This is a genomic window from Oceanospirillum multiglobuliferum (assembly GCF_900167095.1).
Lineage (GTDB): Bacteria > Pseudomonadota > Gammaproteobacteria > Pseudomonadales > Halomonadaceae > Oceanospirillum > Oceanospirillum multiglobuliferum.
This window is the reverse complement of sequence record NZ_FUXG01000004.1, coordinates 1-24,179: the sequence shown is the minus strand read 5'-3', so window position 1 is coordinate 24,179 and position 24,179 is coordinate 1. Positions and strand designations below refer to the sequence as shown.

At 44.2% G+C, this 24,179-nt stretch carries 24 protein-coding genes; 8 read left to right on the top strand and 16 right to left on the bottom strand.

Annotation, left to right across the window (positions count from 1 at the left end; genetic code table 11):
- Positions 1-11 precede the first annotated feature (11 nt).
- Positions 12-641 carry a bifunctional 4-hydroxy-2-oxoglutarate aldolase/2-dehydro-3-deoxy-phosphogluconate aldolase gene (eda, locus tag B5D26_RS03920; protein WP_078744393.1) on the top strand — a complete coding sequence of 210 codons (630 nt, stop codon included), beginning with the start codon at positions 12-14 and terminating at the stop codon, positions 639-641.
- On the opposite strand, the gene B5D26_RS03915 is transcribed toward eda, so the two are convergent.
- From B5D26_RS03915 to B5D26_RS03870, 10 genes are all read right to left on the bottom strand, one after another.
- On the bottom strand, positions 633-1,433 hold the full coding sequence (locus B5D26_RS03915; RefSeq protein ID WP_078744392.1) for a M23 family metallopeptidase: 801 nt from the start codon (positions 1,431-1,433) through the stop codon (positions 633-635). The two genes, eda and B5D26_RS03915, sit on opposite strands and share 9 nt — an antisense overlap.
- 175 nt (positions 1,434-1,608) lie before the next feature.
- On the bottom strand, positions 1,609-3,282 hold the full coding sequence (locus tag B5D26_RS03910) for a methyl-accepting chemotaxis protein (protein ID WP_159445584.1): 1,674 nt from the start codon (positions 3,280-3,282) through the stop codon (positions 1,609-1,611).
- 204 nt (positions 3,283-3,486) lie between these two features.
- A complete protein-coding gene (msrB, locus tag B5D26_RS03905) occupies positions 3,487-3,969 on the bottom strand; it encodes a peptide-methionine (R)-S-oxide reductase MsrB (RefSeq protein ID WP_078744390.1) in 483 nt (160 codons plus the stop codon).
- A 66-nt stretch (positions 3,970-4,035) separates the two neighbouring features.
- Complete coding sequence (cobA, locus tag B5D26_RS03900; protein ID WP_078744389.1) at positions 4,036-5,217, bottom strand: uroporphyrinogen-III C-methyltransferase; 1,182 nt, start codon at positions 5,215-5,217, stop codon at positions 4,036-4,038.
- A gap of 151 nt (positions 5,218-5,368) precedes the next feature.
- Complete coding sequence (gene serS / locus B5D26_RS03895; protein ID WP_078744388.1) at positions 5,369-6,643, bottom strand: serine--tRNA ligase; 1,275 nt, start codon at positions 6,641-6,643, stop codon at positions 5,369-5,371.
- A 49-nt stretch (positions 6,644-6,692) separates the two neighbouring features.
- Positions 6,693-7,070, bottom strand: coding sequence for a fluoride efflux transporter CrcB (gene crcB, locus B5D26_RS03890; protein ID WP_078744387.1), 378 nt, complete (start codon positions 7,068-7,070; stop codon positions 6,693-6,695).
- Positions 7,071-7,381: 311 nt separating this feature from the next.
- The gene (locus B5D26_RS03885) at positions 7,382-7,936 is read right to left on the bottom strand and encodes a hemerythrin domain-containing protein (protein WP_078744386.1); all 555 of its coding nucleotides are present in this window, start codon (positions 7,934-7,936) and stop codon (positions 7,382-7,384) included.
- A gap of 159 nt (positions 7,937-8,095) precedes the next feature.
- A complete protein-coding gene (locus B5D26_RS03880) occupies positions 8,096-9,448 on the bottom strand; it encodes a replication-associated recombination protein A (protein ID WP_078744385.1) in 1,353 nt (450 codons plus the stop codon).
- 46 nt (positions 9,449-9,494) lie between these two features.
- A complete protein-coding gene (gene lolA, locus B5D26_RS03875; RefSeq protein ID WP_159445583.1) occupies positions 9,495-10,151 on the bottom strand; it encodes an outer membrane lipoprotein periplasmic chaperone LolA in 657 nt (218 codons plus the stop codon).
- 22 nt (positions 10,152-10,173) lie between these two features.
- Positions 10,174-11,442 (bottom strand): DNA translocase FtsK 4TM domain-containing protein, encoded by a 1,269-nt coding sequence (locus tag B5D26_RS03870; protein ID WP_078744383.1) that lies wholly within the window; start codon positions 11,440-11,442, stop codon positions 10,174-10,176.
- A 92-nt stretch (positions 11,443-11,534) separates the two neighbouring features.
- Between B5D26_RS03870 and aat the strand changes: the two genes are divergently transcribed.
- From aat to infA, 3 genes are all read left to right on the top strand, one after another.
- A complete protein-coding gene (gene aat / locus B5D26_RS03865) occupies positions 11,535-12,278 on the top strand; it encodes a leucyl/phenylalanyl-tRNA--protein transferase (RefSeq protein ID WP_200810612.1) in 744 nt (247 codons plus the stop codon).
- A gap of 102 nt (positions 12,279-12,380) precedes the next feature.
- Entirely contained in the window at positions 12,381-13,124 is a 744-nt protein-coding gene (locus tag B5D26_RS03860; protein ID WP_078744382.1) for an arginyltransferase, read from the top strand.
- 206 nt (positions 13,125-13,330) lie between these two features.
- A complete protein-coding gene (gene infA, locus B5D26_RS03855; RefSeq protein ID WP_078744381.1) occupies positions 13,331-13,549 on the top strand; it encodes a translation initiation factor IF-1 in 219 nt (72 codons plus the stop codon).
- 69 nt (positions 13,550-13,618) lie between these two features.
- Here the strand turns inward: infA and clpA are convergent, their stop codons facing one another.
- Together clpA and clpS are read right to left on the bottom strand one after the other, a co-directional pair.
- On the bottom strand, positions 13,619-15,898 hold the full coding sequence (clpA, locus tag B5D26_RS03850; protein ID WP_078744380.1) for an ATP-dependent Clp protease ATP-binding subunit ClpA: 2,280 nt from the start codon (positions 15,896-15,898) through the stop codon (positions 13,619-13,621).
- Positions 15,899-15,952: 54 nt separating this feature from the next.
- Positions 15,953-16,309, bottom strand: coding sequence for an ATP-dependent Clp protease adapter ClpS (gene clpS, locus B5D26_RS03845; protein ID WP_078744379.1), 357 nt, complete (start codon positions 16,307-16,309; stop codon positions 15,953-15,955).
- 394 nt (positions 16,310-16,703) lie between these two features.
- Here clpS and B5D26_RS03840 point away from each other — a divergent pair, with 394 nt between their 5' ends.
- The 3 genes from B5D26_RS03840 to mnmA all read left to right on the top strand — a co-directional run bounded on the left by B5D26_RS03840 (position 16,704) and on the right by mnmA (position 19,053).
- Positions 16,704-17,369, top strand: a complete 666-nt coding sequence (locus tag B5D26_RS03840; protein ID WP_078744378.1) for a pseudouridine synthase — start codon at positions 16,704-16,706, stop codon at positions 17,367-17,369.
- A complete protein-coding gene (locus tag B5D26_RS03835; RefSeq protein WP_078744377.1) occupies positions 17,366-17,842 on the top strand; it encodes an NUDIX hydrolase in 477 nt (158 codons plus the stop codon). The genes B5D26_RS03840 and B5D26_RS03835 overlap by 4 nt, the downstream gene beginning before the upstream one ends.
- 92 nt (positions 17,843-17,934) lie before the next feature.
- A complete protein-coding gene (gene mnmA / locus B5D26_RS03830; protein ID WP_078744376.1) occupies positions 17,935-19,053 on the top strand; it encodes a tRNA 2-thiouridine(34) synthase MnmA in 1,119 nt (372 codons plus the stop codon).
- Between the two features lie 48 nt (positions 19,054-19,101).
- Here mnmA and B5D26_RS03825 read toward each other — a convergent pair whose 3' ends face one another.
- From B5D26_RS03825 to B5D26_RS03815, 3 genes are all read right to left on the bottom strand, one after another.
- Entirely contained in the window at positions 19,102-20,076 is a 975-nt protein-coding gene (locus tag B5D26_RS03825) for a LysR substrate-binding domain-containing protein (protein WP_078744375.1), read from the bottom strand.
- Between the two features lie 32 nt (positions 20,077-20,108).
- A complete protein-coding gene (locus tag B5D26_RS03820; protein ID WP_078744374.1) occupies positions 20,109-21,209 on the bottom strand; it encodes an HD domain-containing phosphohydrolase in 1,101 nt (366 codons plus the stop codon).
- Between the two features lie 113 nt (positions 21,210-21,322).
- On the bottom strand, positions 21,323-22,366 hold the full coding sequence (locus B5D26_RS03815) for an OmpA family protein (RefSeq protein ID WP_078744373.1): 1,044 nt from the start codon (positions 22,364-22,366) through the stop codon (positions 21,323-21,325).
- 258 nt (positions 22,367-22,624) lie between these two features.
- Between B5D26_RS03815 and B5D26_RS03810 the strand changes: the two genes are divergently transcribed.
- Complete coding sequence (locus B5D26_RS03810) at positions 22,625-23,680, top strand: serine/threonine-protein kinase (protein ID WP_078744372.1); 1,056 nt, start codon at positions 22,625-22,627, stop codon at positions 23,678-23,680.
- Positions 23,681-23,741: 61 nt separating this feature from the next.
- On the opposite strand, the gene B5D26_RS16140 is transcribed toward B5D26_RS03810, so the two are convergent.
- On the bottom strand, positions 23,742-24,179 hold a 438-nt coding region (locus tag B5D26_RS16140), incomplete at its 5' end, for a hypothetical protein (protein WP_200810611.1).

Sequence of the window (24,179 nt, the reverse complement as noted above, 5' to 3'; positions counted from 1 at the left end):
GACTATTCAAGGTGTTGATAGAGCAACTGAAAGCCCAGCAAGTTTTGCCTGTTTTGGTGATAGAAACAATTGAGCAGGCTGCACCTTTAGCCGAGCTGTTACTGAAATATCAATTAAACTGTATCGAAATCACCTTACGCACGCGCAGTGCATTACAGGTATTAAACTACTTAGCACGACAATATCCTGAACTGATTATTGGTGCTGGCACAGTATTAAACGTAGAGCAGTTCGATCAGGTTCAGCAGGCGGGAGCCAGTTTTGCAATCTCTCCGGGCGCAACTGAACCATTATTAGCCAAAGCAGCCCGTTCAGAAATGACATTTATTCCAGGGGTGATGACCGCATCTGAAACGATGCAGGCTCAAGGTTATGGCTTTAAGTTACAAAAGCTATTTCCAGCACAAGTTGCAGGAGGCGTTGAGTTGTTAAAAGCTTTTTCGGGACCATTCTCCGAGTTGCTTTTTTGCCCAACAGGTGGTGTTAACCCTAACAATATGGCCGATTATTTGGCTTTAAATAACGTAGCGGTTGTTGGCGGAACATGGCTTGCGCCGTTGGCGCAAATTCAAGCTGGGAACTGGCAGCAAATCGAAAGTAACTTTGCATCCCTGCAAGGACAGCTGACAGTCTCAGTCTGAAGAGACAATTAGGGGTAAGTAGTTTTCCGGCGGCAGCGGTGTACCACGGTCACGAAACTGAAAATGTAGAGCTGTATCATTAACCAGAGAGTTGAAACCAACTGTGGCTATAGGCTGCCCTGTTTTGACTTGATCACCTTCATTGATAATAAGATCAGCACAACTGGCATATACTGTTTGCTGATCACCTTCATGCTGAATAATGATCACTTTTCCCAAACTACGCATTTCACCAGCAAAGCTAACCAGTCCTGCTTTAGCGGCAAACACCGTTTGGCCTTGGCTTGCAGATAAATTCACCCCTTTTTGCAAACCCCAGTCCGCCTCCCCAAAACCACTGATCAAATTAGGCTGTGTAATAGGCCAAATGTAACCTGTCGCACCTCGGTTACGAATTGGAATAATGATTTGCTGGCCCGGTAGAATACGATCATGATCAATGGTTGGATTGCTTTGCTTCAGCTGTGCCAATGACACTGCAAAGTGATCAGACAATTTACTTAGCGTATCACCAGTTTGCACGGTATAACGTGCAATACCTTCTCGCTTAAAATCATCTGTTAGCGGGATGCGTAACTCTGTGCCGGCTCTTAAACGGTGTGGCACAACCTTTGGATTATAAAGCGCAAGTGTTTGCGTACTGACACCATAGCGCCGAGCAATACTATAAAAGGTTTCTCCCGGTTGAACCTGATGTAAATCACTAACTGAAGGAGTTGATGAGACACTACTACAGGCTGCAAGAAAGATGGCCGCCATAATCAAAAACAGCTGCGTAGTTTTTTTGAACATGATGATCTCGAAACATATACGAAATAAGGCTTAATAAGTAGGCAGAATAGATAAATCTGATTACAAATTCAAAGTAATCTTTGGCGATAAAGCTCCTTTCAAGCTTAATGAACTATAAATCAAAAAAAAACGCCAGCCTATGATTAGGCCAGCGCTTTAGTCTTATCGACTGAGGTTAATTACCTTTAGGTATATAACCGACACGGAAGCCACCCCAATGACGCCCATTCACGATAACAGGCACTGATAAGTCATGTAGTATCTCTCCGGTATCTCGCTTGTAAGTTTGCAGCAATAACTTCTCTTTATTCTGACCACCTCGGATACCCGTTGGATCATTAAAAATTCGCTTACTGCGGCTTTTCACCAGATCCACTTCCGGATCTCCCGTTTCTTTGTGGGAGTATTGATTGTTGTGGGTTGGCACATAACCATGATCATCAATCATGATGGCATAACCAAAGCCATTTGTTTTCAACACATCTTCTTGTATAGGGGGTAAAACACGATCTGTAAATTGATCAAAGCGTGTTGAATATTTTTGAGGGCTAGTACCAGCAATAGGCTTATAGTCACGATCAAATAGATCGTCCATGCTTAGCGTGTTAGAGCTTACGGCTTGTTCAAAGGCTTCCTGTATACGCTTAGCACCCTCTCGGCAAGCTTGGTAAGCGTCTCGATGTTGACCGTCTACCGCTTGACGTGCAAGTTCAGCGGTAATTTTCTCAGCGCCACCCATTAATTTTGCAGCTTGAGATGAAAGATTGTGCATTTGAGCGTTACTAGAAATCACTTCGTCTTTAAGTGATTGGATAGAAGCTGAAATATCTTCAACATGCTCATGGCTTGAAATAACAGCTTCCGCAATTCCGCTGATTTGTTGTTCTACTTCGTCAAACTGGTTAGCCATTTCGCCTAAGCGATTGCCTACAGTGCCAACTTTCTCAGAACCAAAGTTAATGCGTGAGACCAAATCCTCAATGGTAGACACTACCTCATGAGTACTAGATTGGATCTCTTGTACAATCACTGCAACCTGTTGTGTTGAGTCTGAAGTACGACTGGCTAAACCACGCACTTCATCTGCTACAACGGCAAAGCCTCGGCCATGCTCACCTGCACGAGCAGCTTCAATCGCAGCATTGAGCGCCAATAAATTGGTTTGCTCTGCGATCCCTTCAATCACTTTGGTCACATCTTGAATGCGCGCTGACTTTTCATTCAACTGATTAATCAGGCTTAAGGTATGATCTGTGCGCGCACTGATGTCTTGCATTTGCATTATCGCTTCTTGTAACTCATCTCGACCAGCAAAGCTTTGCTGTTTAGCTTGTGTCGCTAACTCAGTTACGCTACCTGCGTTAACAGATACCTGATGCATCATCACCGTAATAGATTCAACACGAGTCGCTACCTTTTCAACTTCAACTTGTTGACGGTCAATGCGCTTATTCATTTGATCTGCGAGATGTGAAACCTCGGCTGTAGAGATTGCGGTACTGCTGGCAATTCCACCCAAAGATTTTGCCATCTGTTGTAACTTAGCAAAGTTACCCACAAAGCGCGCTAAAGGGCTAGCCTCTGCACCATTGCGCTGCAAGCGTTCTCTAAATTGTTTTAGGTCTTCAGCACTCAAGTCTTCATTGCTCAATAGCTGCTGTAATGAGGACATACCAGAGCCACTTGATTTAACTAACAGCGGTAATAGTACTGCAAGCAATGCCGTTACCAGTAAAATTACACCTAAAGAGATAGATAGTTCACCTGCCGTTATGCCATAAACAATGGCTCCCACCAATGGTACGCCTGCAATCAGCGCAACCACTTTTGCATTAGCCGTTTGACTCATACCCTTTCTGCTCCGACCTGCCTGTATAGAATGATTATTTTTTGTTTTTATATAGGGGGATAGCTCATCCATGATACGGGCAGAATCTATCCCCATATCCTCTACTTTAGTCCAAAAAAAGGCAGAAAATCGGGGTTAAAAGTGGTGTTTTTCAAGAAAAGCGCTGGCTTTTTACGCGATGTTACACTTCGCGATTGCAGCATTTCAACTAGCAACGAACTTTAATGCTAAGCCATTATTACACCAACGCTGACCAGTGGGTTTTGGACCATCATTAAAAACATGGCCCTGATGCCCGCCACAACGCGCACAGTGATACTCTGTTCTAGGATAAATCAGCTTGAAGTCTAACTGCGTTTCGATATGTCCTTCGATAACAGTGAAAAAGCTAGGCCAGCCTGTACCACTGTCATATTTCATCTCTGAGCTGAAAAGCTCTAGCCCACAGCCTGCACAATGAAAGATACCTTTACGCTTTTCATCATTAAGCGCACTAGAAAAAGCACGCTCAGTACCCTCCTCTCTTAAAATGTAAAACTGTTCTGGGGTTAAACGCTGACGCCACTCCTGCTCAGTTAAGACAAATGGCTCAATATTAACGCTTGCAGATTGTGCGCTAGCTTGACGCTGTACTGTTAGTGCAATAGGCAAGCAGATAAGACTTTGTAGAAAGGTACGTCGTTTCATGTTGCGCTCCAAAGATTCTGGATTAATGACCTATTGATCAATACGCAACAGAATCATTTTTAGATGTTAAAAACCTTGGCTGCCACTGGCCTGCTCAGGTTTAAACCAATTTAGCTTATCGTGCAGCCCGACCACTTCTCCTACAATAATCAGCGTAGGAGGTTCTATTCGCATCTCTTTTATATGAGCGGCCATTGTGCCCAACGTTGCGATTATATTGCGCTGATTACGGGTAGTACCTTGCTGGATCAGCGCCATAGGTGTAGACGCTGACAAGCCATGAGCAACTAACTGAGCACAAATTTCAGGTAAACCAACAAGCCCCATGTAAAACACTAGAGTTTGAGCTGGGGAGGCAAGCTCTGCCCATGGCAAGTTGGTCGAGCCATCTTTTAAATGCCCCGTGATAAAACGCACTGATTGAGCATAGTCACGATGGGTTAATGGGATACCTGCATAAGCAGCGCAACCAGAAGCCGCCGTAATACCGGGCACCACTTGGAAGGGGATTTGGTACTGGCTCAGTGTCTCTATTTCTTCACCACCACGACCAAAAATAAAAGGATCACCGCCTTTTAAACGTAAAACACGTTTACCTTGTAGCGCAAGGTCTGCCAGCAATTGGTTAATCTCTCCTTGAGGTACTGCATGATCGGCACGAGCTTTACCGACATAAATGCGTTCTGCATCAGGGCGGCAAAGGTCAACAATTTCCGCTGCAACTAAACGATCATAGAGGACAACATCAGCCTGTTGAATTAGGCGAACCGCCCGTAGAGTCAGTAGCTCTGGGTCACCAGGGCCTGCACCAACCAAATAGACCTCTCCTTGAGTTTCACTGAGATTGGCAGTATTGATATCTGAACTGATTGCGACTGTTAAAGGGTGCTGATGAATTAAATACGGCAATTCAATATTGGACAGTTCCGAATGACTGACCACATTGACCAAACGCCCTTGCTGCCTTAGAAGTGCAGACTGCGCTTGCAGCCAGTCCAAATCATCTTCAGCCAAGATTACCAGAGGGAAACGGGCGTTATTGGTGAAGGCCTCTTCTAGACTCACCTCTGTAATATCATACCGAAGCATCAGCGTACTAAGCTCATCACAGAAAGGGTGGCGCGCTGCTACCGCTAATTGAGTGTCCGCTTTTAATAAAGCCTGTACTTTACTCACTGCAATTTGGCTATGCCCTATGACCACAGCCCCAAATTCAGGCGAATTTGCCATCAAAGGTAGCATTTTCATAAAAAAGAAGTCCTATTGGGTGATCCGCATACACAGGGCAGCCCTATCACGCTTGTTTCTAATGAATAAAAAAGCGACCAATAGGCCGCTTTTTTCTCTCGATACGGGCTCCCTAGACTAAGCATAGTCTTTGGGTCACCTCATCAAGAAATTATCCAATCACCGTAACACCGCCCATATAAGGCTGTAGCACTTTAGGCACGTGAATGCGCCCCTCTGCATCCTGATAATTCTCCATAACCGCCACTAAAGTACGACCTACGGCTAAACCTGAGCCATTCAGTGTATGCAGTAGCTCTGGCTTCTGAGTTTCAGGATTACGATAGCGAGCTTGCAGACGACGCGCCTGAAAATCTTCAAAGTTAGAACATGAAGAGATCTCACGGTATTTTTGTTGACCTGGCAACCAAACTTCAATGTCGTAGGTTTTAGCTGCTGAGAAGCCAATATCACCACCACAAAGATTAACCACACGGTAAGGCAACTCTAGCAGCTGAAGAATACGCTCGGCATGACCCAGCAACTCCTCTAAAGCCTCATATGACTTCTCCGGCGCAACCAATTGTACCATTTCGACTTTTTCGAATTGGTGCTGACGAATCATACCGCGAGTATCTCGACCATAAGAGCCCGCTTCGCTACGGAAACAAGGCGTGTGAGCTGTAAGTTTCATCGGCAGCTGAGACGCTGCTAAAATCTGATCACGCACCATGTTGGTAACAGGTACTTCAGCGGTTGGAATCAGATAGTACTCACTTTCACCCTGTAGTTTAAACAGGTCTTCTTCAAATTTTGGCAGCTGACCTGTACCACGCAGTGAGTCACGATTTACCATATAAGGTACGTAAACTTCGGTGTAACCATGCTCATCTGTATGAGTATTCAGCATAAACTGTGTCAGTGCACGATGCATACGCGCCAATGGGCCACGCATAGTTGCAAAACGCGAACCGGTAATTTTTACTGCGGTTTCAAAATCAAGCAAGTCATCTGTTGCACCCAGATCAACATGATCTTTTGGCTCAAATGCCATCTCTTTTGGTGTACCCCAACGGCGTACTTCAATGTTGTCATCTTCACTCTTACCAAGCGGTACTGAAGCATGTGGCAGGTTAGGGATGTGTAGCAGTGCGTTATTCAGCTCTTCTTGCAGTGTGTTTAATAACTGCTTGGCTGTTTCCAAACGATCGCCCAGATCGCTTACCTCAGCCAACAAGGGCTGAATATCAGCACCGGATGCTTTTGCTTGGCCAATAGCTTTTGATCGGGTATTACGCTCGTTTTGCAGCTGCTCAGTTTCGGTTTGCAGCGCTTTACGACGGCGTTCCAGCTCTTGCAGCTGTGCTACATCCAGCTCATAACCACGAATTTTTAATTTTTCCGCAACCGCATCCAGCTCTGTACGGATCAGCTTTGAATCAAGCATTAAAAGTTACCCATTAGTTAACAGTTATATTCTTTAAATAAGCGGTGAGTTAGGCGAACTGCTTACCTACTGCCATACCAACCGCCACCGCAGCCAAACAACACAAAACACTTAAACCAATATAGAGTAGTGCAGCTGTTGGTCGTCCACTTTGGAAAAGATTGAGCGATTCCAGTGCAAAGGTCGAAAATGTAGTGAATGCACCTGTAAAACCCGCCATCAAAATAGCTTGCCAGTGCGGCTCTAATTTTAAGTTCTGAATTAACAGGGTATATAAAAAGCCAATCAGAACTGAGCCTATGATATTCACCGCCAGAGTGCCGTAAGGAAAACCTCGGCCAAACCACTGTGTGACCATACCTACAACCCAGTAACGCCCCATTGCGCCAAATGCGCCACCAATGGCAACGGCAAGCATTGATCCCATGAGGCCTCCCTTAAAACGGATATTTCGATATGCATCTGAAATTCAAGCGGATATTGTAGAGAAAACTCTGTGGCAACCAAAGCCCTAGACTCTAATTTTCACTGAAAATAACGTTTTATAGCGCGCTTAAGCCTGTTCAAATAGAACACAAAAGGAAAAAGCCCACTGTAGAAGTGGGCAAAGCAGGAGATATTGAAGTTTTACCCTACGAAACAACCTAGCTCTTGCATTCCGGTTACTTCGCTCATCAGCCAGAAAATAGGGCATTTATTTGTGGCTAGTCATTTGATGGCTTAATAATAGCGGTAAGGTCAAATAATCTCGCTTTCTGATATAAGCTCTCGGTAAAGCCGCTTGTATTCATCGGCAACATTTTCACCAAAAAGCGGGTCTTCTCGACTTTGTAAACGTTGTTCTATTTCTTGCCACTGAGCGGTGCTAATCGTGCGCTCTAGCAATGGGAACACACGGCCTTCTTCACGATTTAAGTGCGCATATTGTTGGTTCACAAACTGCTCTAGACGCTCAATAAATTGAGCCATTGGCACTATAGCATCCAACAAGATATTTTGTACTAGCTCCTGAAATGCACGAGTATCTTGAGCAATTTTCTGGTGCTCTTGTTCAACCTCATTAAATATTTCTTGATACTCTGGGTAATGTTCTGCTGAATACTGATAGATCACATCTTCAAGAGGATGGTGGTAGGTATCGGCATAATCCACTATATATGCCACTACATCTTGCACTAACAAATAGTTAGGACGCTCGCCCCCTTTAAGCAGAGCCAGCTTATGCTTCAATACACCAAGTAGACGACTCAAGTTAAGATGATCTTGATGTAGCTGTGCCATGATTGTCGCCATGCGCACCTCCAGAGAGTTAAGATGAAAGTAGTCGATCAAGCTAACTGCGCTGATGAACCTATAAAAAGTCTATGTCTTTGAATATAGTCAGAGCTTATCAGCGGCTGCATGATGTAAATCAACTTCTTGTAACTTTCACGAACTTGTTTACACAAAGACTTAACTCTGTTGATCTATATCGTATCTTTTGGAGGGGCTATTACGGTCTTGTTCAGCTAACCAGTTCAGCTTCTGCGCTATTTTTTGTTCTAGCCCTCTTGGTACAGGTTGATAATAAGTCGTATCGGCAAGAGCCTCTGGAAAGTAACACTCTCCCGCCGCATAGGCATCTGGCTCGTCGTGGGCATAGCGATAAGCCTGACCAAATCCCATCTCACGCATCAATGCGGTAGGCGCATTGCGTAAATGCTCTGGCACATCATAATGACTTGTGGCTTGCACATGGGCGCGAGCCTGCTTATATGCGGTATAAACCGCATTACTTTTCGGCGCACAAGCGATATAAACAATAGCCTGAGCAATGGCTAACTCTCCCTCAGGGCTCCCTAATCGTTCCTGTACATCCCATGCATTTAGACTGAGCTGCAAAGCTCTAGGATCAGCATTGCCAATCTCTTCACTTGCCATTCGCACCACTCGACGAGCAATGTAAAGCGGATCACATCCACCATCTAGCATCCGACAAAACCAATACAGCGCAGCATCAGGCGATGAGCCTCGAACAGACTTGTGTAAAGCTGATATCTGCTCATAAAACAGATCGCCACCTTTATCCATTCTGCGGGTACTTTCACTTAATACCTCTTGCAAACTAGCAAGGGTAATCATTCGACCTTGAGCGGTATCTACAGCCAAGTCTGCTGCAATTTCTAAAAGATTTAATGCTCGGCGAGCATCCCCATCAGCTGCTTGTGCTAATAGTTGCAAGCTATTGCCTTCAACGTGGAGCGCCTGCTCACCTAAGCCTCGCTCAACATCTTGTAGTGCATGTTTTAAAACAGTCACTAAGACCTCTGTAGACAAAGGTTTAAGCAGATAAACTCTTGCGCGAGACAACAAGGCATTATTGAGCTCAAAAGAGGGGTTTTCGGTGGTCGCACCGATAAAAACAAAAGTGCCATCTTCAACGTAGGGTAAAAAGGCATCTTGTTGCGACTTATTAAAACGGTGGACTTCATCTACAAATAGCAGAGTACGCTGCCCTTGTACTCGACTTTGCTGGGCACGCTCAACAGCGGCTCTGATCTCTTTCACACCTGCTAAAACTGCTGAAATCACCTCAAAGCGGGCTTGTGTTAGCTCAGCAATTAATTTGGCTAAAGAGGTTTTACCTACGCCAGGCGGCCCCCAAAGAATCATAGAGTGCAGCTGATCTCTCTCAATCGCTTTACGCAAAGAGCCATCTTTGGACAATAGATGCTGCTGACCACAATACTCATCTAATGTCTTGGGACGCATTCTTGCCGCTAAGGGTTGATGACTCGTTTCAAGCGTTTGCGAAAAAAGATCCATTCACGTCCTTCATAAAATAGCTTCAATATAACGAATAGCCTGTTGCTTATTGCAGCACAACATCTACGTCATCTGGTACTTTAAAGTTGAAAAGGGTTTCATCGGTTTGAGTATTAAACCGAGCATCAAATAGCTCTATGGAGGTACGTTGACCCAAGCTGTCAACCAAGAGTAAAGCCGCTAACTTGTGGTCGTAAAAGCTAAGTTGCAGCTCTTCAAATAGTGAATCTTGCTCTTTCGGCTTGAGAACAAACTCTTGTATTGCTGCGATACCTTTCGCGGCTGTAGTTGAGCGAACCAGAGCAACCTGAAAACGCTGATCTAAAGAGTCAATGTCACCACTCAATAACATCGCAGGGGTTCTAGACAGGTTGTCGTCAAGGGTTTGTACGGTGACTTGCTCTAAGTCTGGGTCGTATAGCCATAACGTCTCACCATCTGAAACGATAGTTTGAGAGTAAGGCGCTTTCGTTTGCCAATAAAATCGTCCTGGCCGTTTTAGTGTTAAATGCCCTGAGACTTCCTGTAATCTGCTGCCTCGTGCATCTAAAATACGTTGCTGAAAGTCAGCGTCTAGCGAGTTCATCTCAGTTAACAGTTGGTTCAGTTGAGCGCTGGCATTCACCTCTGCAACTGCCGGAGATTGCAGTAAAAAAAGGCCAATAAATAATACCGCTAACTTGCTATACAGAGTGCTAATCACAAAAAATCCTATATTCAGCTTTTTACTTTGAATGTTTATTTCTATCTTCAGCTTCAGACCGTGGTGCTTGTTGTTGAATCAGTTGTGTGAGTGCTTGCTGCAAGCTGTCTTCAGCTTGCTTTGTACTTTGCGTAGGGTCAGGCATTTCTATTGTTTCTGCACCGTTAGAAGATGGCCTATCATCATTATTTTCTTCGAGTATTACGCTTGATAATGGTTCTGCTTTTGGCGTTATTTCAGACAGTTTAGGCTCTGCAAAAGTGGAGGCATCAAAGGTGAGGCTCTCATCTAAGCTAAAATCCGGTTCCACACGCTCAAAACGAGTATTTCTATCAGAGGACGAAGTGCCTTTAAACAGAGGAGATAACTGTTGCCAGAAACCTTGCGTAGGGCTGCTTGATCGCTCTGATTCAGAAGCCTCTGCCCCGAAATATTCATCTGCACTGATACTTTCCGACTCTTTGGCCGACAGATTCTCAGATGAAGGTGAAGACTTTTTCTGTTTGGAATATGGACGGCGACGGTTATCAGCGTCCTCATCCTCCTCAACTTTGAAGTGAGAAAAGGGTGAAAGTTGATCATCTACAGCATAGTTTTCTGGCAATCCTGCTCTAGACTCTCGCGATTCAGTTTGCCCCCACCTAAAAAGATGAAGCACACTTTTTTCCGCATAAAAACCTATTTCATCCATCAACCTTAACCAAGGTATGCCAATACTGAAGGTTAAACCCGTAAGCCAAAGTGCAAGTACAAACAATGTAGCAACAACAGCACCGACAGAATGCAATAACAATACAGTAAGACTTTCCCCCACAATGCCACCCACAGCATGAGGGAGGCCATGGTTAGGATGATAGAAATGTAGCCCTGCCAATGAAGCGGTTGCGACCAAAAGTAAGATAAAAGCAAATGAAGCGATAGCTTGATGAGGTGGTTTTAAGCAATCATTCAAGCAATGTGCAAAGTTTGGTGCAAAATTATAATGTTGCATTAAGTAGCGTAGCACCTTGTAATATAAGGCAATAGGCAACCAGTAAGCAGCATATCCCATGATGCTTAACAGTAGATCGGAAAGATACACACCTATACTACCCAGCCAGTTCTGAGGAGTAGCATTTTCTGCGGTTATAGACCAGCCGCCATCTTGTAAGTCGTGACTGAGCAGTGCCAGCATCACAGCAGATGCCAGTAGAAATGACAAAACTTGCTGGCTGTCTTGTAGTATTTTTGACAGCATCTGAGCCTGCGCCAACTCTTGAGGCTCTGGTGACAATTTTGGGTTTGTAGCCATGATATCGATACCCTTGTCTATTAAGACTCTATAATACCTGAGCAAACCGCTAAGCAAAACGCAGTTTAATAAATGAAGGACAATAAATATCCATGATTACACTGCCCTGGTTAGACCCAGACCTTCCGCCAGAGTTTCCACCCACTGCTCATGCGTTAAAAGACCCCTCGGGCTTACTGGCTTTTGGCGGAAAACTTAATGCTCATTGGTTACAGGTGGCTTATCGTTCAGGTATTTTCCCGTGGTTCAACCCTGATGAGCCGATCTTATGGTGGTCGCCAGACCCTCGCATGGTAGTAAAGCCTGAAGCGGTCAAAGTGCATCGCAGTTTGAAAAAAACATTACGTAAGCAACACTTTAGCTTTACCGTTGACCAAGCGTTTGAACAGGTGATGCACCAATGTGCAGGGGCTAGAAACTATACCCATCTCACTTGGATTACCGATGACATCAAAGCGGCCTATATCGAGTTGCATCAAAAAGGCTATGCGCACTCAATTGAGACCTGGTGCGACGGCAAATTAGTAGGAGGGCTCTATGGCGTATCTGTTGGCAAAATATTCTGTGGCGAGTCGATGTTCAGCCATGTCTCAGATGCGTCTAAAGCAGCCTTCGTGTATTTGGCTACCCATTTAAAACGCTGGGATTACCAGTTGATCGACTGCCAAGTGTATACCGATCACCTTGCCAGCTTAGGTGCCGCAGAGATAGGTAGAACGGAGTTTATGGACTATCTTAAACTATATGGCGCAGCAGTTTTACCGCTGGATGCTTGGCAGGGCGAGCTATGTGCAACCAGTGAAGCGGTGTTAGAACGATTGGACTCACACCAATAGACAGTTGTCTTAGCGCTTTAAAACGCTCTATCTTAGGCATCTAAAACAGAGAGATGCTTGATCGCAACCCCTAGCCATTAGGTCTGAATAGGATCCAATACATTGAGCAGTGATACCCAATTTAGGTCAGAACCACAGTTACGCTTTTATATGACCGTACCACACCCTTGTAGCTATTTGGCGGATAAAGAAGCCTCAACCCTGTTCTTAGACCCTGAACACCCATTAAATCAATCTGTGTACGATCTACTCAGCCTTGTCGGTTTTCGGCGCAGCGGCAGCCATCTTTACCGCCCTAACTGTAAAGGCTGTAACGCTTGCATCTCCGTGCGCATTCCGGTGAATGATTTTATCTTCAAAAGAAAATATCGAAAAATCGCTCACCGAAACTCTGATTTAAGCTGGCGTATTGTACCCGCTCAGTTTAGCGCTGAACATTATGCGCTCTACGAGCGTTATATCAATGAACGTCACGCCGATGGTGATATGTATCCGCCGTCAGAGGATCAATTCCGTTCGTTCTTAAATATTGATTGTGAATTTACCCATTTGGTTGAGTTTAGAGAACCCTCTGGGCAATTAGTTGCAGTATCAGCCATGGACGAGTTGAGCCATGGGCTATCCGCCATCTACACTTTCTACGACCCTAATCTTTCCCGTCGTTCCCTAGGCGTATATGTCGTACTATGGCTACTGGTTTACTGTCGATCTATAGATTCTCCTTATCTGTATTTGGGCTATTGGGTCGAGTCTTGTAAAAAAATGAGCTACAAAACACAATATCAACCCCTTGAACAGCTTCAGGATAACCACTGGCAGCCGCTAATAATCACTGAAAATGAATAAATTACCGCTATTTTTTGAATTGGAACCATTTTTTTGTCTAACTGTTTTGATTAGAGCATCAAAATAAGGCAAAATACGTCCGCTTATTTTTTGTGTATGGCTTCATCAAAATTTGCAGCTAAAACGAAGCCTCAGGCAACTTTTAGCAAACAACTGGTTATTATAACCCGCGATAAGACAGCAGAAGCACCCGAGGTAATTCCTGCATGGCAAAAGAAGACTCTATCGAGATGGAAGGCACCGTGGTCGACACGTTGCCAAATACAATGTTCCGCGTAGAACTTGAAAACGGACACATTGTAACCGCACACATCTCCGGAAAAATGCGTAAGAACTATATCCGCATTCTAACGGGCGATAAGGTGAAAGTTGAACTGACACCTTATGACCTGACCAAAGGCCGAATCGTATACCGCGCACGTTAATCGTGGTATCGGTCTGACCGACACAAAAAAGCCCAGCGAACTGGGCTTGGAACGATTTCAAGAGGCAGCTTAGGCTGCCTCTGTTCTTTCTGCGACTAAGATCAACTCGCCTTCGTCATCAACAGTGATGTCAACTTCACCACCACCCTCTGCAAGCTCACCAAATAAAATGATTTCTGCGAGAGGCTTTTTGATTTTCTCTTGGATTAGACGTGCCATTGGCCGTGCACCCATCTCTGGGTCATAACCGTTGGTTGCCAACCAAGTTTTAGCAGCATCATCAACCACCAGCTGAACTTTTTTGTCATCCAACTGCGCTTGCAGTTCAGTAAGGAATTTATCCACCACGCTTTTAATCATCTCAAAGCTAAGCGCACCAAACTGAATAATGCCATCCAAGCGGTTACGGAACTCAGGTGAGAAGGTTTTACGAATTACCTCCATACCATCAGTACTATGATCTTGATGTGAGAAGCCTATAGAGCGCCGACTAATCGCCTCCGCCCCTGCGTTAGTAGTCATGATGATCACAACATTACGAAAATCTGCTTTGCGACCATTGTTGTCTGTCAAAGTACCATGATCCATCACTTGCAAAAGTAAGTTGAAAACCTCTGGATGTGCTTTTTCGATCTCATCAAGTAGTAGTACACAATGAGGATTTTTCGTAACGGCTTCAGTTAACAAACCACCTTGGTCATAACCCACATAACCCGGAGGCGCACCGATTAAACGTGATACAGTGTGACGCTCCATATACTCCGACATATCAAACCGAATCAGCTCGATCCCCATAATATTCGCAAGCTGTTTACTGACCTCGGTCTTACCGACCCCAGTAGGGCCTGCAAACAGGAATGAGCCTATTGGTTTTTCAGGCGCTTTTAAGCCTGCACGTGATAGCTTGATCGCATTTGAAAGCGAGGTAATGGCATCATCTTGACCAAACACCAGCATCTGTAAGTTTTTCTCCAGATCACGCAATACTTTCTTATCAGAGGTATTAACGCTTTTTGCTGGAATTCGGGCTATTTTGGCAACAATAGCTTCAACTTGTTCTACGCCTATCACTTCAACCCGTTTTTCGATAGGTAATAAGCGCTGGTAAGCCCCTGCCTCATCGATAACATCAATGGCTTTATCAGGCATATGGCGATCATTAATATAGCGATCAGCCAGTTTAGCGGCAGCCTCAAGAGCTTCGTTGCTATAGCTTAGGTTGTGGTGCTTCTCAAAACGACTGCGTAAGCCCTTTAGAATTTCAATGGTATCTTGTACCGATGGCTCCATGACATCGACTTTTTGGAAGCGGCGCGCCAATGCACGGTCTTTTTCAAAAATGCCACGGAACTCTTGAAAGGTAGTCGAGCCAATACAACGCATCTCACCGGAGCTTAATAGCGGCTTCAGCAGATTAGAAGCGTCCATCACTCCACCTGAAGCAGCACCCGCCCCAATAATGGTGTGAATTTCATCAATAAACAGAATTGCATTAGGCTGTTTTTTAAGCTCACCAAGCAATGCTTTTAGACGTTTTTCAAAATCACCGCGATACTTAGTGCCGGCAAGTAATGCTCCCATATCTAAAGAGTATACAATGCTATTTTCGATCACATCAGGCACTTCACCATCAATAATGCGCTTAGCTAAGCCCTCTGCAATTGCCGTTTTACCCACTCCCGCCTCACCAACTAATAGTGGGTTATTTTTACGGCGACGTGCCAAAATTTGGATGACACGCTCAACTTCATGCTCACGCCCCACCAAAGGATCAATACGCCCTAAGCGTGCTTGTTCATTCAGGTTAGTGGCATAACCTGTTAGAGGGTGATTCCCCCCGCTATCTGCTGCAGTCTCATCAATATCGTCAGACTGTTGGTCGGAGTGACCAATACCAGGCGCATCATGGCCTGACACTTTAGAAATACCATGGGAAAGATAGTTTACTGCATCCACTCGGGCAACATTCTGTTGACGTAGGAAATAGACCGCTTGGCTTTCCTGTTCACTAAAAATAGCGACCAAAACATTGGCGCCCGTAACTTCATTTTTACCTGAAGACTGCACATGAAATACGGCACGCTGTAAGACTCGTTGAAAACCTAAAGTAGGCTGGGTTTCACGATCAAGCTGATCATCAGGGATCAACGGCGTTGTACTGTTAATGAAATCTTGCAGGTCGACTCTTAGCTTATTTAAATCGGCACCACAGGCATTTAAAACACGAGCTGCAGAATCGTTGTCTAGCAGCGCCAGCAGAAGATGTTCAACCGTCATAAACTCATGGCGGCGGCTTCTCGCTACCGTAAAGGCAGCATTTAGTGTTGTTTCGAGGTCTTTGCTTAACATGGGACTACCCTCACTTGCCGCTCTAATAACTATGCAAACAATCAACTTGTTAAATCAGTCAACCTGATCAATTTCACACAGCAGCGGATGCTGACACTCTCTTGAATACTGATTGACTTGGACACATTTTGTTTCTGCTACATCTTTTGTAAATACTCCGCAGACTCCACGCCCTTGAGTATGTACTGCAAGCATCACTTGCGTTGCTTTTTCTTCATCCATGTTAAAAAACATGGTCAGCACCTCTATCACAAACTCCATGGGGGTATAGTCATCATTCAACATAATAACTTTGTACATTGATGGTCGTTTAAGTTCAGGTTTTGCTGGCGCTACAGCAAGCCCTCCTTCCTCGTCCCCATGTTCCTGATAATCCGCCTGATTAACGATGTTTAGATAAGGGTCAGCCATAGCGTACCGTTAATCCTCTATTTTTAAGTTTAGTTTAAGATGCGCTTAATCTAAAAAATAAGCACAGATTCGAGTAAACACAAGGAATCAAACGCAATCTATTAAAATATATAGCAAAATTCTCATCTCTTGTGCCATTTAGCACTAAATCAGTTACGCCTCACAAACTACAAGGCACAACCCATACACGCTATATGGGGTTAAAAGCCTACTTCTAAAGTAAGAATAATCAAAAAAAGCAGAAACACAATCAACACTCAGCAATCCTTAGCTATCAAAATGAGTTGCTCAGGGTATAGATTCGTGTTGTTCCATCTAATCCTGTAGAATTTAACGCCTTAAAACCACTCCGCGTTTATTGAATAGATGCGATCGATACAGATGCCTTTTGACCATGAGCCGACTCTTTCTGTTCAACAAACCTTATCAGGTGCTTTCTCAATTTACTGATCAGGATGGCCGTCAAACTTTGGCCAGCTTTATTACAGAGCCAAATATTTATCCCGCTGGTCGACTTGATTACGATTCCGAGGGGCTGTTACTGCTCACTGATGATGGCCAGCTACAGCACAGAATAGCATCCCCTGAAATGAAGTTACCTAAAACCTATGTCATTCAGGTTGAAGGTGATGTCACAGAAGATGCACTAAAACAGTTACGCAACGGTGTGATACTGAAAGATGGTCCAACCAAGCCTGCAAAAGCACGCAAAATTGCCGACCCAGGTTTTGCCGAGCGCATACCGCCAGTGCGTAAACGTGACAGTATTCCAACAAGTTGGGTTGAGCTAACGATTACAGAGGGGCGTAATCGCCAAGTCAGGCGCATGAGCGCGGCTGTCGGTTTTCCGACATTACGCCTCGTGCGCATCAAGATAGGCCCTTGGTCTTTAGAGGGAATAAACGAAGGGCAATATCAAAGCATACAAGTAAACTTGCCAGTACCCCCTAGAAAAAATGTACAACGCCCCAACAATAAGGCTAGCAATAACAGTACAACAACCACTAAACGACATGCGCCCAATCAGAAGCGCCACTCACCCAAAAGGACCAGCCGATGACTGTACGCTCAGATGTTTGGAAGCCAAACAGCACTGTCGCAACGATTGTTGTAAAAGAGGACCGCTATCTTTTAGTAGAGGAATGGAGTCAAGGGCAGTTGGTTTATAACCAGCCCGCTGGGCACTTAGAAAAAGATGAGAGCCTCATTGAAGCCGCGATTAGAGAAACACGTGAAGAAACCGGATGGACGGTTCGTATTACTGCGCTGCTAGGTTTGTATATCAATAAAGCCTCAGAAGAGGTGACTTATCATAGACACGCATTTATCGCAGAGCCTTTAAGCTACGACCCATTCCAACCATTGGACGAAGGGATAGAACAAGCGGTATGGCTAACATGGGAAGAGATTCAGGCTCAGCCCGAAAGAATGCGAAGTGAGGCGGTACTACTCTGTATAGAAGACTATCGAGCAGGTCGATCCTTCCCGTTAGAGTTTATCACTGACCTCAGTCATCCAGAGACTCGTCGCTAAAGTTTATCGACCAGATCAGTTATACTGCCAAGCAAGGCGTGAGCCTCATTTTTCCATTTTGCTTTTTAGAGCCATAAATACAGCAGAACACCATGTCTAGTACTCATACTGATTCTCATCACAATACAAAAGTTATCGTTGGCATGTCCGGCGGTGTAGATTCATCCGTGTCAGCCGTATTGCTAAAAGAGCAGGGCTATCAGGTTGAAGGCCTGTTCATGAAAAACTGGGATGAAGATGACGGCACGGAGTATTGCACCGCTAAAGAAGATCTTGCTGATGCTCAGGCCGTCTGTGATCGTATTGGCATCAAACTGCATACCGCTAACTTTGCAGCGGAGTATTGGGATAATGTATTTGAGCACTTCCTTGCCGAGTACAAAGCGGGACGCACACCTAATCCTGACATTCTGTGTAATAAAGAGATTAAATTTAAAGCTTTCTTAGAGTACGCAGAGATGCTAGGAGCTGATTTAATCGCCACAGGTCATTACGTACGCAAAGGCAAAACAGACGGTAAAGCAACGCTACTAAAAGGCTTGGACAGTAACAAAGACCAAAGCTATTTCTTACATGCCGTTGGCCATAAAGAGATCGGTAAAACCCTGTTCCCTATCGGTGAAATAGAAAAACCAGAAGTACGCCGTATTGCAGAAAAGCATGACCTAATTACTGCTCGTAAAAAGGACAGTACAGGTATCTGTTTTATTGGCGAACGCCGTTTTCGTGATTTTCTTCAACAATATTTGCCTGCCCAACCCGGTAAAATTTGTACGCCAGAGGGCGATGTCATTGGCCAGCACCAAGGTTTAATGTACTACACCATAGGCCAGAGACAAGGCTTGGGTATTGGCGGTTTAAAAGACTATTCTGAAGATCCTTGGTTTGTAGCTGAAAAAGATCTTGAAAACAATATTCTCGTAGCAGTGCAAGGCACTGATCACGACCTTTTATTCAGCCGAGGACTCACAACAGAGTCTGTTGACTGGGTTGCGGGCGAGCCACCAGTAGCAACAGAGTTCCGCTGCCGTGCCAAAACACGTTATCGTCAAGATGACCAAGCCTGTTTAGTCAGACCACTGGGAAATAATCGTTTTGAGGTGATTTTTGATGAGCCTCAGCGTGCGGTAACACCGGGACAATCAGCAGTATTTTATCTTGATGACCTTTGCTTAGGTGGTGCAGTAATTGAGCGCACTTGGCACGACTGAGAAAGATAGATTGCTGTTTCAGCTCAATAGGCCAGCTACTCAGCTGGCCTACTTACTTTCAGAATGACTTATATCAAAACCCATCTTAGCTGTATTAAGGTCTGACTTTACTCTTCTAGGGTGATTTTTAAGCCAGTCAAAAATTGCGTGTACAAATAGCGCTACAGATGGGCTTTGCAAGGCACCCTCTCTCTGCACCAACCAATAGCCCGGCATTAATGCTGGGTTTAGCTCACTTATAGGCCTATCACCTAAAGGCGCAACTAAACGCCCATCCGCAATAGCCTGACGCGCATCAGCCACAGAAATTAGCGCCACACCTAAACCTTTAACTGCGGCCTCAAGCAAGCCAGCATGACTGTCTAAAGGTAAAGTTTGCTTCTCTATTAAAGCATCAACCCCCATCGTATTGAGCAATTTACGCCACAACTCAACTGAAAGCGCTGTGCAAAGCAGTCGATGCTGGACTAAATCCTCTTTTACTAATAGAGGTTTATGTCGCAATAAACTTGGCGCACATACTAACAATTTGTCATCTGTTAATAACAACTGCTTATGGCTAAAAGGCCACTGACCAAAGCCCCATTGCACAGCTAGATCTAAGTGTTGAGCAGTAAAATCTGGGAACGGCACAGAGGTCGTGACTCTGACATCAAAATTAGGGTACTGAGATTCAAATTCGGGAAGTCGAGGCAGTAAGCAGTGAACTGCAAACCAAGGCGATGCGCTCACACGCAGCTGTATTTTCTGCTGCTGCTTTTTTACTTCTTTTACGCCCTGCTCTATCAGAGCGACACCACGCTGCACGTAACCCAACAACTGCTCTCCAGCAAGGCTCAATTCAATACCAGAGGGGTGACGTATGAACAAGGCCAGATTAAGTTGTTCTTCGAGTGAGCGTATCTGCAAGCTAACTGCTTGCGGTGTTACACATAAATGCTCAGCAGCTTGCTTGAAGCTACCAAGTTCAGCAGCCACTGCAAAAATGTGTAAACTTTTAAGAGAGGGAGTACGCTCACTCATTATTTAGCTCAAAATAAGCTTGAACAACCATATCAGTAATGCAAAAGAGACTCTAACAGAGACTCTCCATTTTCGTGCTCGTCAGGGTGACGCTCCCTAATCTCTTCAATCTGATCCACAATGGTTAAAAATACTTTTGTTAACTCTGGATCAAAGTGTTGCCCTGCTTCTTTTTGTATCAAGCTACAAGTATCTTCTTTACTCCAAGGCTGTTTATAGGGCCGTTCAGAGCGCAAAGCATCATATACATCACAGAGCGCAACGATACGACTTTCTAATGGAATATCTTTTCCTTTCAAGCCGTTAGGATAGCCTTTTCCATCCCAACGCTCGTGGTGAGTCAAAGCGATTTGGGCGGCCATCTGCAATAAAGGCGTGTCAGTCTCGCTTAAAATTTCATAACCAATACGAGAATGGGAGCGCATAATATCCCACTCTCTTTCATTTAGCTTACCTTGCTTTAATAACACGCCATCTGGTATGCCAATTTTACCAACATCATGCATCTGTGATGCGCGCTTTACTTTCTCCGAGAACACCTCATCCTCAGTCGCATAAAGCGCCAAAATACCGCAGCTCTCACTCATACGTAATACATGAGCACCCGTTTCATTATCACGATACTCAGCAGCTCGCCCTAAACGATGCAGGATTTCATTTTGGGTAATTTCAAGCTGCTGTGTTTGCTGTTTTACCTCTAGGTCTAAATTATCACGTTCTTTTTTTAGCGCCTGTGTTAGTACCACTAACCGCAAGCTATTACGTACACGCAACAACAGCTCATTGATATCAAAGGGTTTTGTTAAATAGTCAACCGCACCTAAAGACAGTGCATCTAATTTGTCATCAGAGGATGTCATGGCCGTCAACACCACTATTTGAGGTGAGGGTGTCAACTCTTCTTGCAAAAGCGCCATTAAATCTAAACCATGAAGATGTGGCATATTCAGATCAAGTAGGATCAAATCAACAGAATTGTTTTGGCACCAACCCAATACCTCCCGTGGATCAGTTAGAGAGGCTACTTGTCGACAGCCTGCTTTCTTCAATGCTGCTTTAACAATATTGACATTGACCTGCTCATCATCAACCACGAGCAATTGAGCATCAAGCAAAGATTCATCAAAGAACATCGTCCCCCCCTTATCCAAACTCTAATAAAAACCGCTGCTGCTAAACAAGCACCAGCGGTTGAAATGCCATACTGCAAGTGTACAACGACTAGAAGCGACACACACCGTTAAACTTACTTACGTAATATTGGTTTTAGCTCAATTGCATAAATAACCGCCTCTATACGACGATTTATCTTATCAGCTTCCGGTGTATTGGCAGGATCAAGCAAGCGCGACTCACCATAACCCACATAAAACACCCGGTTTGAAGCGATACCAAACTTTTGCACCAATACATCCGCTACCGACTTGGCTCTTCGCTCTGAAAGCTTCTGATTGTAACTTGCTGAAGCTGGCGCTGAAGTATGTCCACCTATTTCAACTAGAGTATCGGGATGTAAGCGCATCAAATCAGCAACTTTACCTATCTCTGGGTAATACAGTTCATTAAGCACAGCAGAATCATTAGGGAATTGAATAAATAAGTCCAAAGCCGTCATCTGCTGCTCTGCAATAGTGCAACCCTGAGAGTTAACCGCATATTTCTGAGGAGTATCAGGGCACTGGTCTAAGCGGTCGATAACACCATCCTGATCTAAATCCGTCTCCGGCTTGTGCAACAGCTCTGTACGCACGGGTACATGAGGGTTAATAAAAGAGATCTCACTCTCAAAAAACTGATAACGTAAGCCAAGCTTAATACTGAAATCAGTAAATCGGCTGCCTGTACCTAAATAAGCCGCACCCTCTGAGAATACCGCCCAATGATTGTTTATAGGTAAGCTGCCACCTAGGCCTAAATCAAAAGCGGTATGACTTACGCCTGGGCTAAGCCCTTTAATTCCAGCTAAAGCATAAAAATTTGAAGTATCAGTCAGGCGATATAGCACATCAGCACCAAAACGAAACTCATCAACAGAACCTAAACCGCCAGAGCGATCAAACTCCAAACCTGACCACTCCAAACGCGCCCCCCAGTTCGGGCTGAAAAAATAACCTAACTCAAGACCCAAACCACTACCGCCATCGATAAAATCATAAGCTGAATCTGTACTTTTCTTATCATCTGTGAAGTTTTTTTCTAAAAAACCACTCACAAAATAGCCTTCTGAACCAGCCAAAACAGGGGTTGAGAGAAAAGCTGTCAAACAAGATGCTATAGCAATTTTTTTCATTAAATAACCTTGACCTTAAGACATTACAATTTTTTTAGCATTGTACTCGGTGCATTAAAACTGCTCCAATGCGATGATCATTTAAATTTAACATCATGACCAGAAAGAAAAAACATATACCAAAAATTAATGACTCACCTTTAGTGGTTATGATGATACTCCGGTAGACTGGGGTTTACCGAAGGAGAGAAGGAAGAGTAGGGGCGCCCGCCTATTCTTATGTTTATAGCCTACTTTTTGAGTGTTATTTTTTGAATTATGAACAGATACATTTTTGAGAAAAAAATAGCCACCGGTGCAGGCACTGAGCTAAATTTATGCAGCATTAACCACAAGACTGGCGTCTATGTTGTTGTAAAACAATTAATTGACAAAAACGACATTGATAATATAGAAACTGAATTAGAAGCTCTTACATCAATATCAAGCCACCCTAATATTATTAAGTTAATAGATGGATTTATATTTAAGGATAATGGTTTTTTAGTATACGAATATTATCCCCTAGGAGATCTATTTCATTATATTAAAAAAAATGGCCCTTTTACCGAAAGTCAGGCCGTATCTTTATTAGCTCAAATTACAAATGCTCTTCAGCATGCAAGAAATCATGGGTTTTTCCACTGCGATTTAAAGCCTGAAAACATACTTATCAAGACTCCGAAGGATTTTATACTTGCTGACTGGGACTTAGCTCGACATTCTCATCAGTTGAAGATCAGTATGCATTATGGCTCAAGCCTAGCTATGGCACCTGAGGTTATACTTGGGCAGTTACATGAAAACTCTGATATTTATAGTTTAGGTTGTTTAATGCACTACTGCCTTTTCGGCAAGAGGGCTTATGGTCTTACTAGTACAAGCTTTCCTCATGAAAATATTTTTGCACACCTTGAAAAAAACTATGAGATACCATCAGGAAAATGCGGTGTAAATTTGAGTACACTCATTAGAAGTATGATGGTTAAAAACCCGAACCACAGAGCAACGCTCGCTGATGTAATGAGCTACCTGTCCGGAAGAGTTGAGCCTGAACCTTTGACTCTCTGCGACATTTATGAATCTGTACCTGAAATGATTGAGCCAGCATACGCTCAAGCATGCAGAGAAAAATCTTTGAGCAGGATACAAAAGTATCAGAAGAACTCTGATAACCGTAGCCAAAGTTTAATTTTGGCTCACGAGCTGATTTTATCTTACCTCGGCGATAAAGAGAGTCAGCATATCTTGGCAAGTAAATACGTAACTCATCCACTATTACAAGGGGCTTCAGACCGAAGTTCCATTTGGTATTCAAGGGCAAGTCAGCCCTAACCAAATCTTCAAAATTATAAGGCTCTAGCACTCTCGTGCTAAAGCCTTATACAGATTTATTTTACCAATCTACAGTGTCATTTGACGCATCAAATAAATCCTCCTCTCCGCCGCCAAAGTCTGAACTAGAGTCACTAAAGAAGTCTGACTCACTACCACTTGAATCATCAGCATTCTCGGTTTGATCAACCCAGCTATCAGAATCAGTAGCATCACTAACGCCATTTTCAACTTGATCGGTCCAGCCTGAATCAGCACCATCTGATACTCCACTAAATGTGAAGTCATCATTTACCGCATCATCAGTATCGTCGGCATCTCCGCCCCAATCATCAGAGCTACCACTGTTGCCCTGACCCGAGTTATCGCTATTCTCTGCATTGTTGTTATCAGCAGAGTTGCCCGGAGCATCTTGGTCACCGTTACCGTGACCATTATTGCCTTGTGGACCTTTATCAGTGTCGCCCTTATCTGACTTATCGCCTTTATCAGACTTATC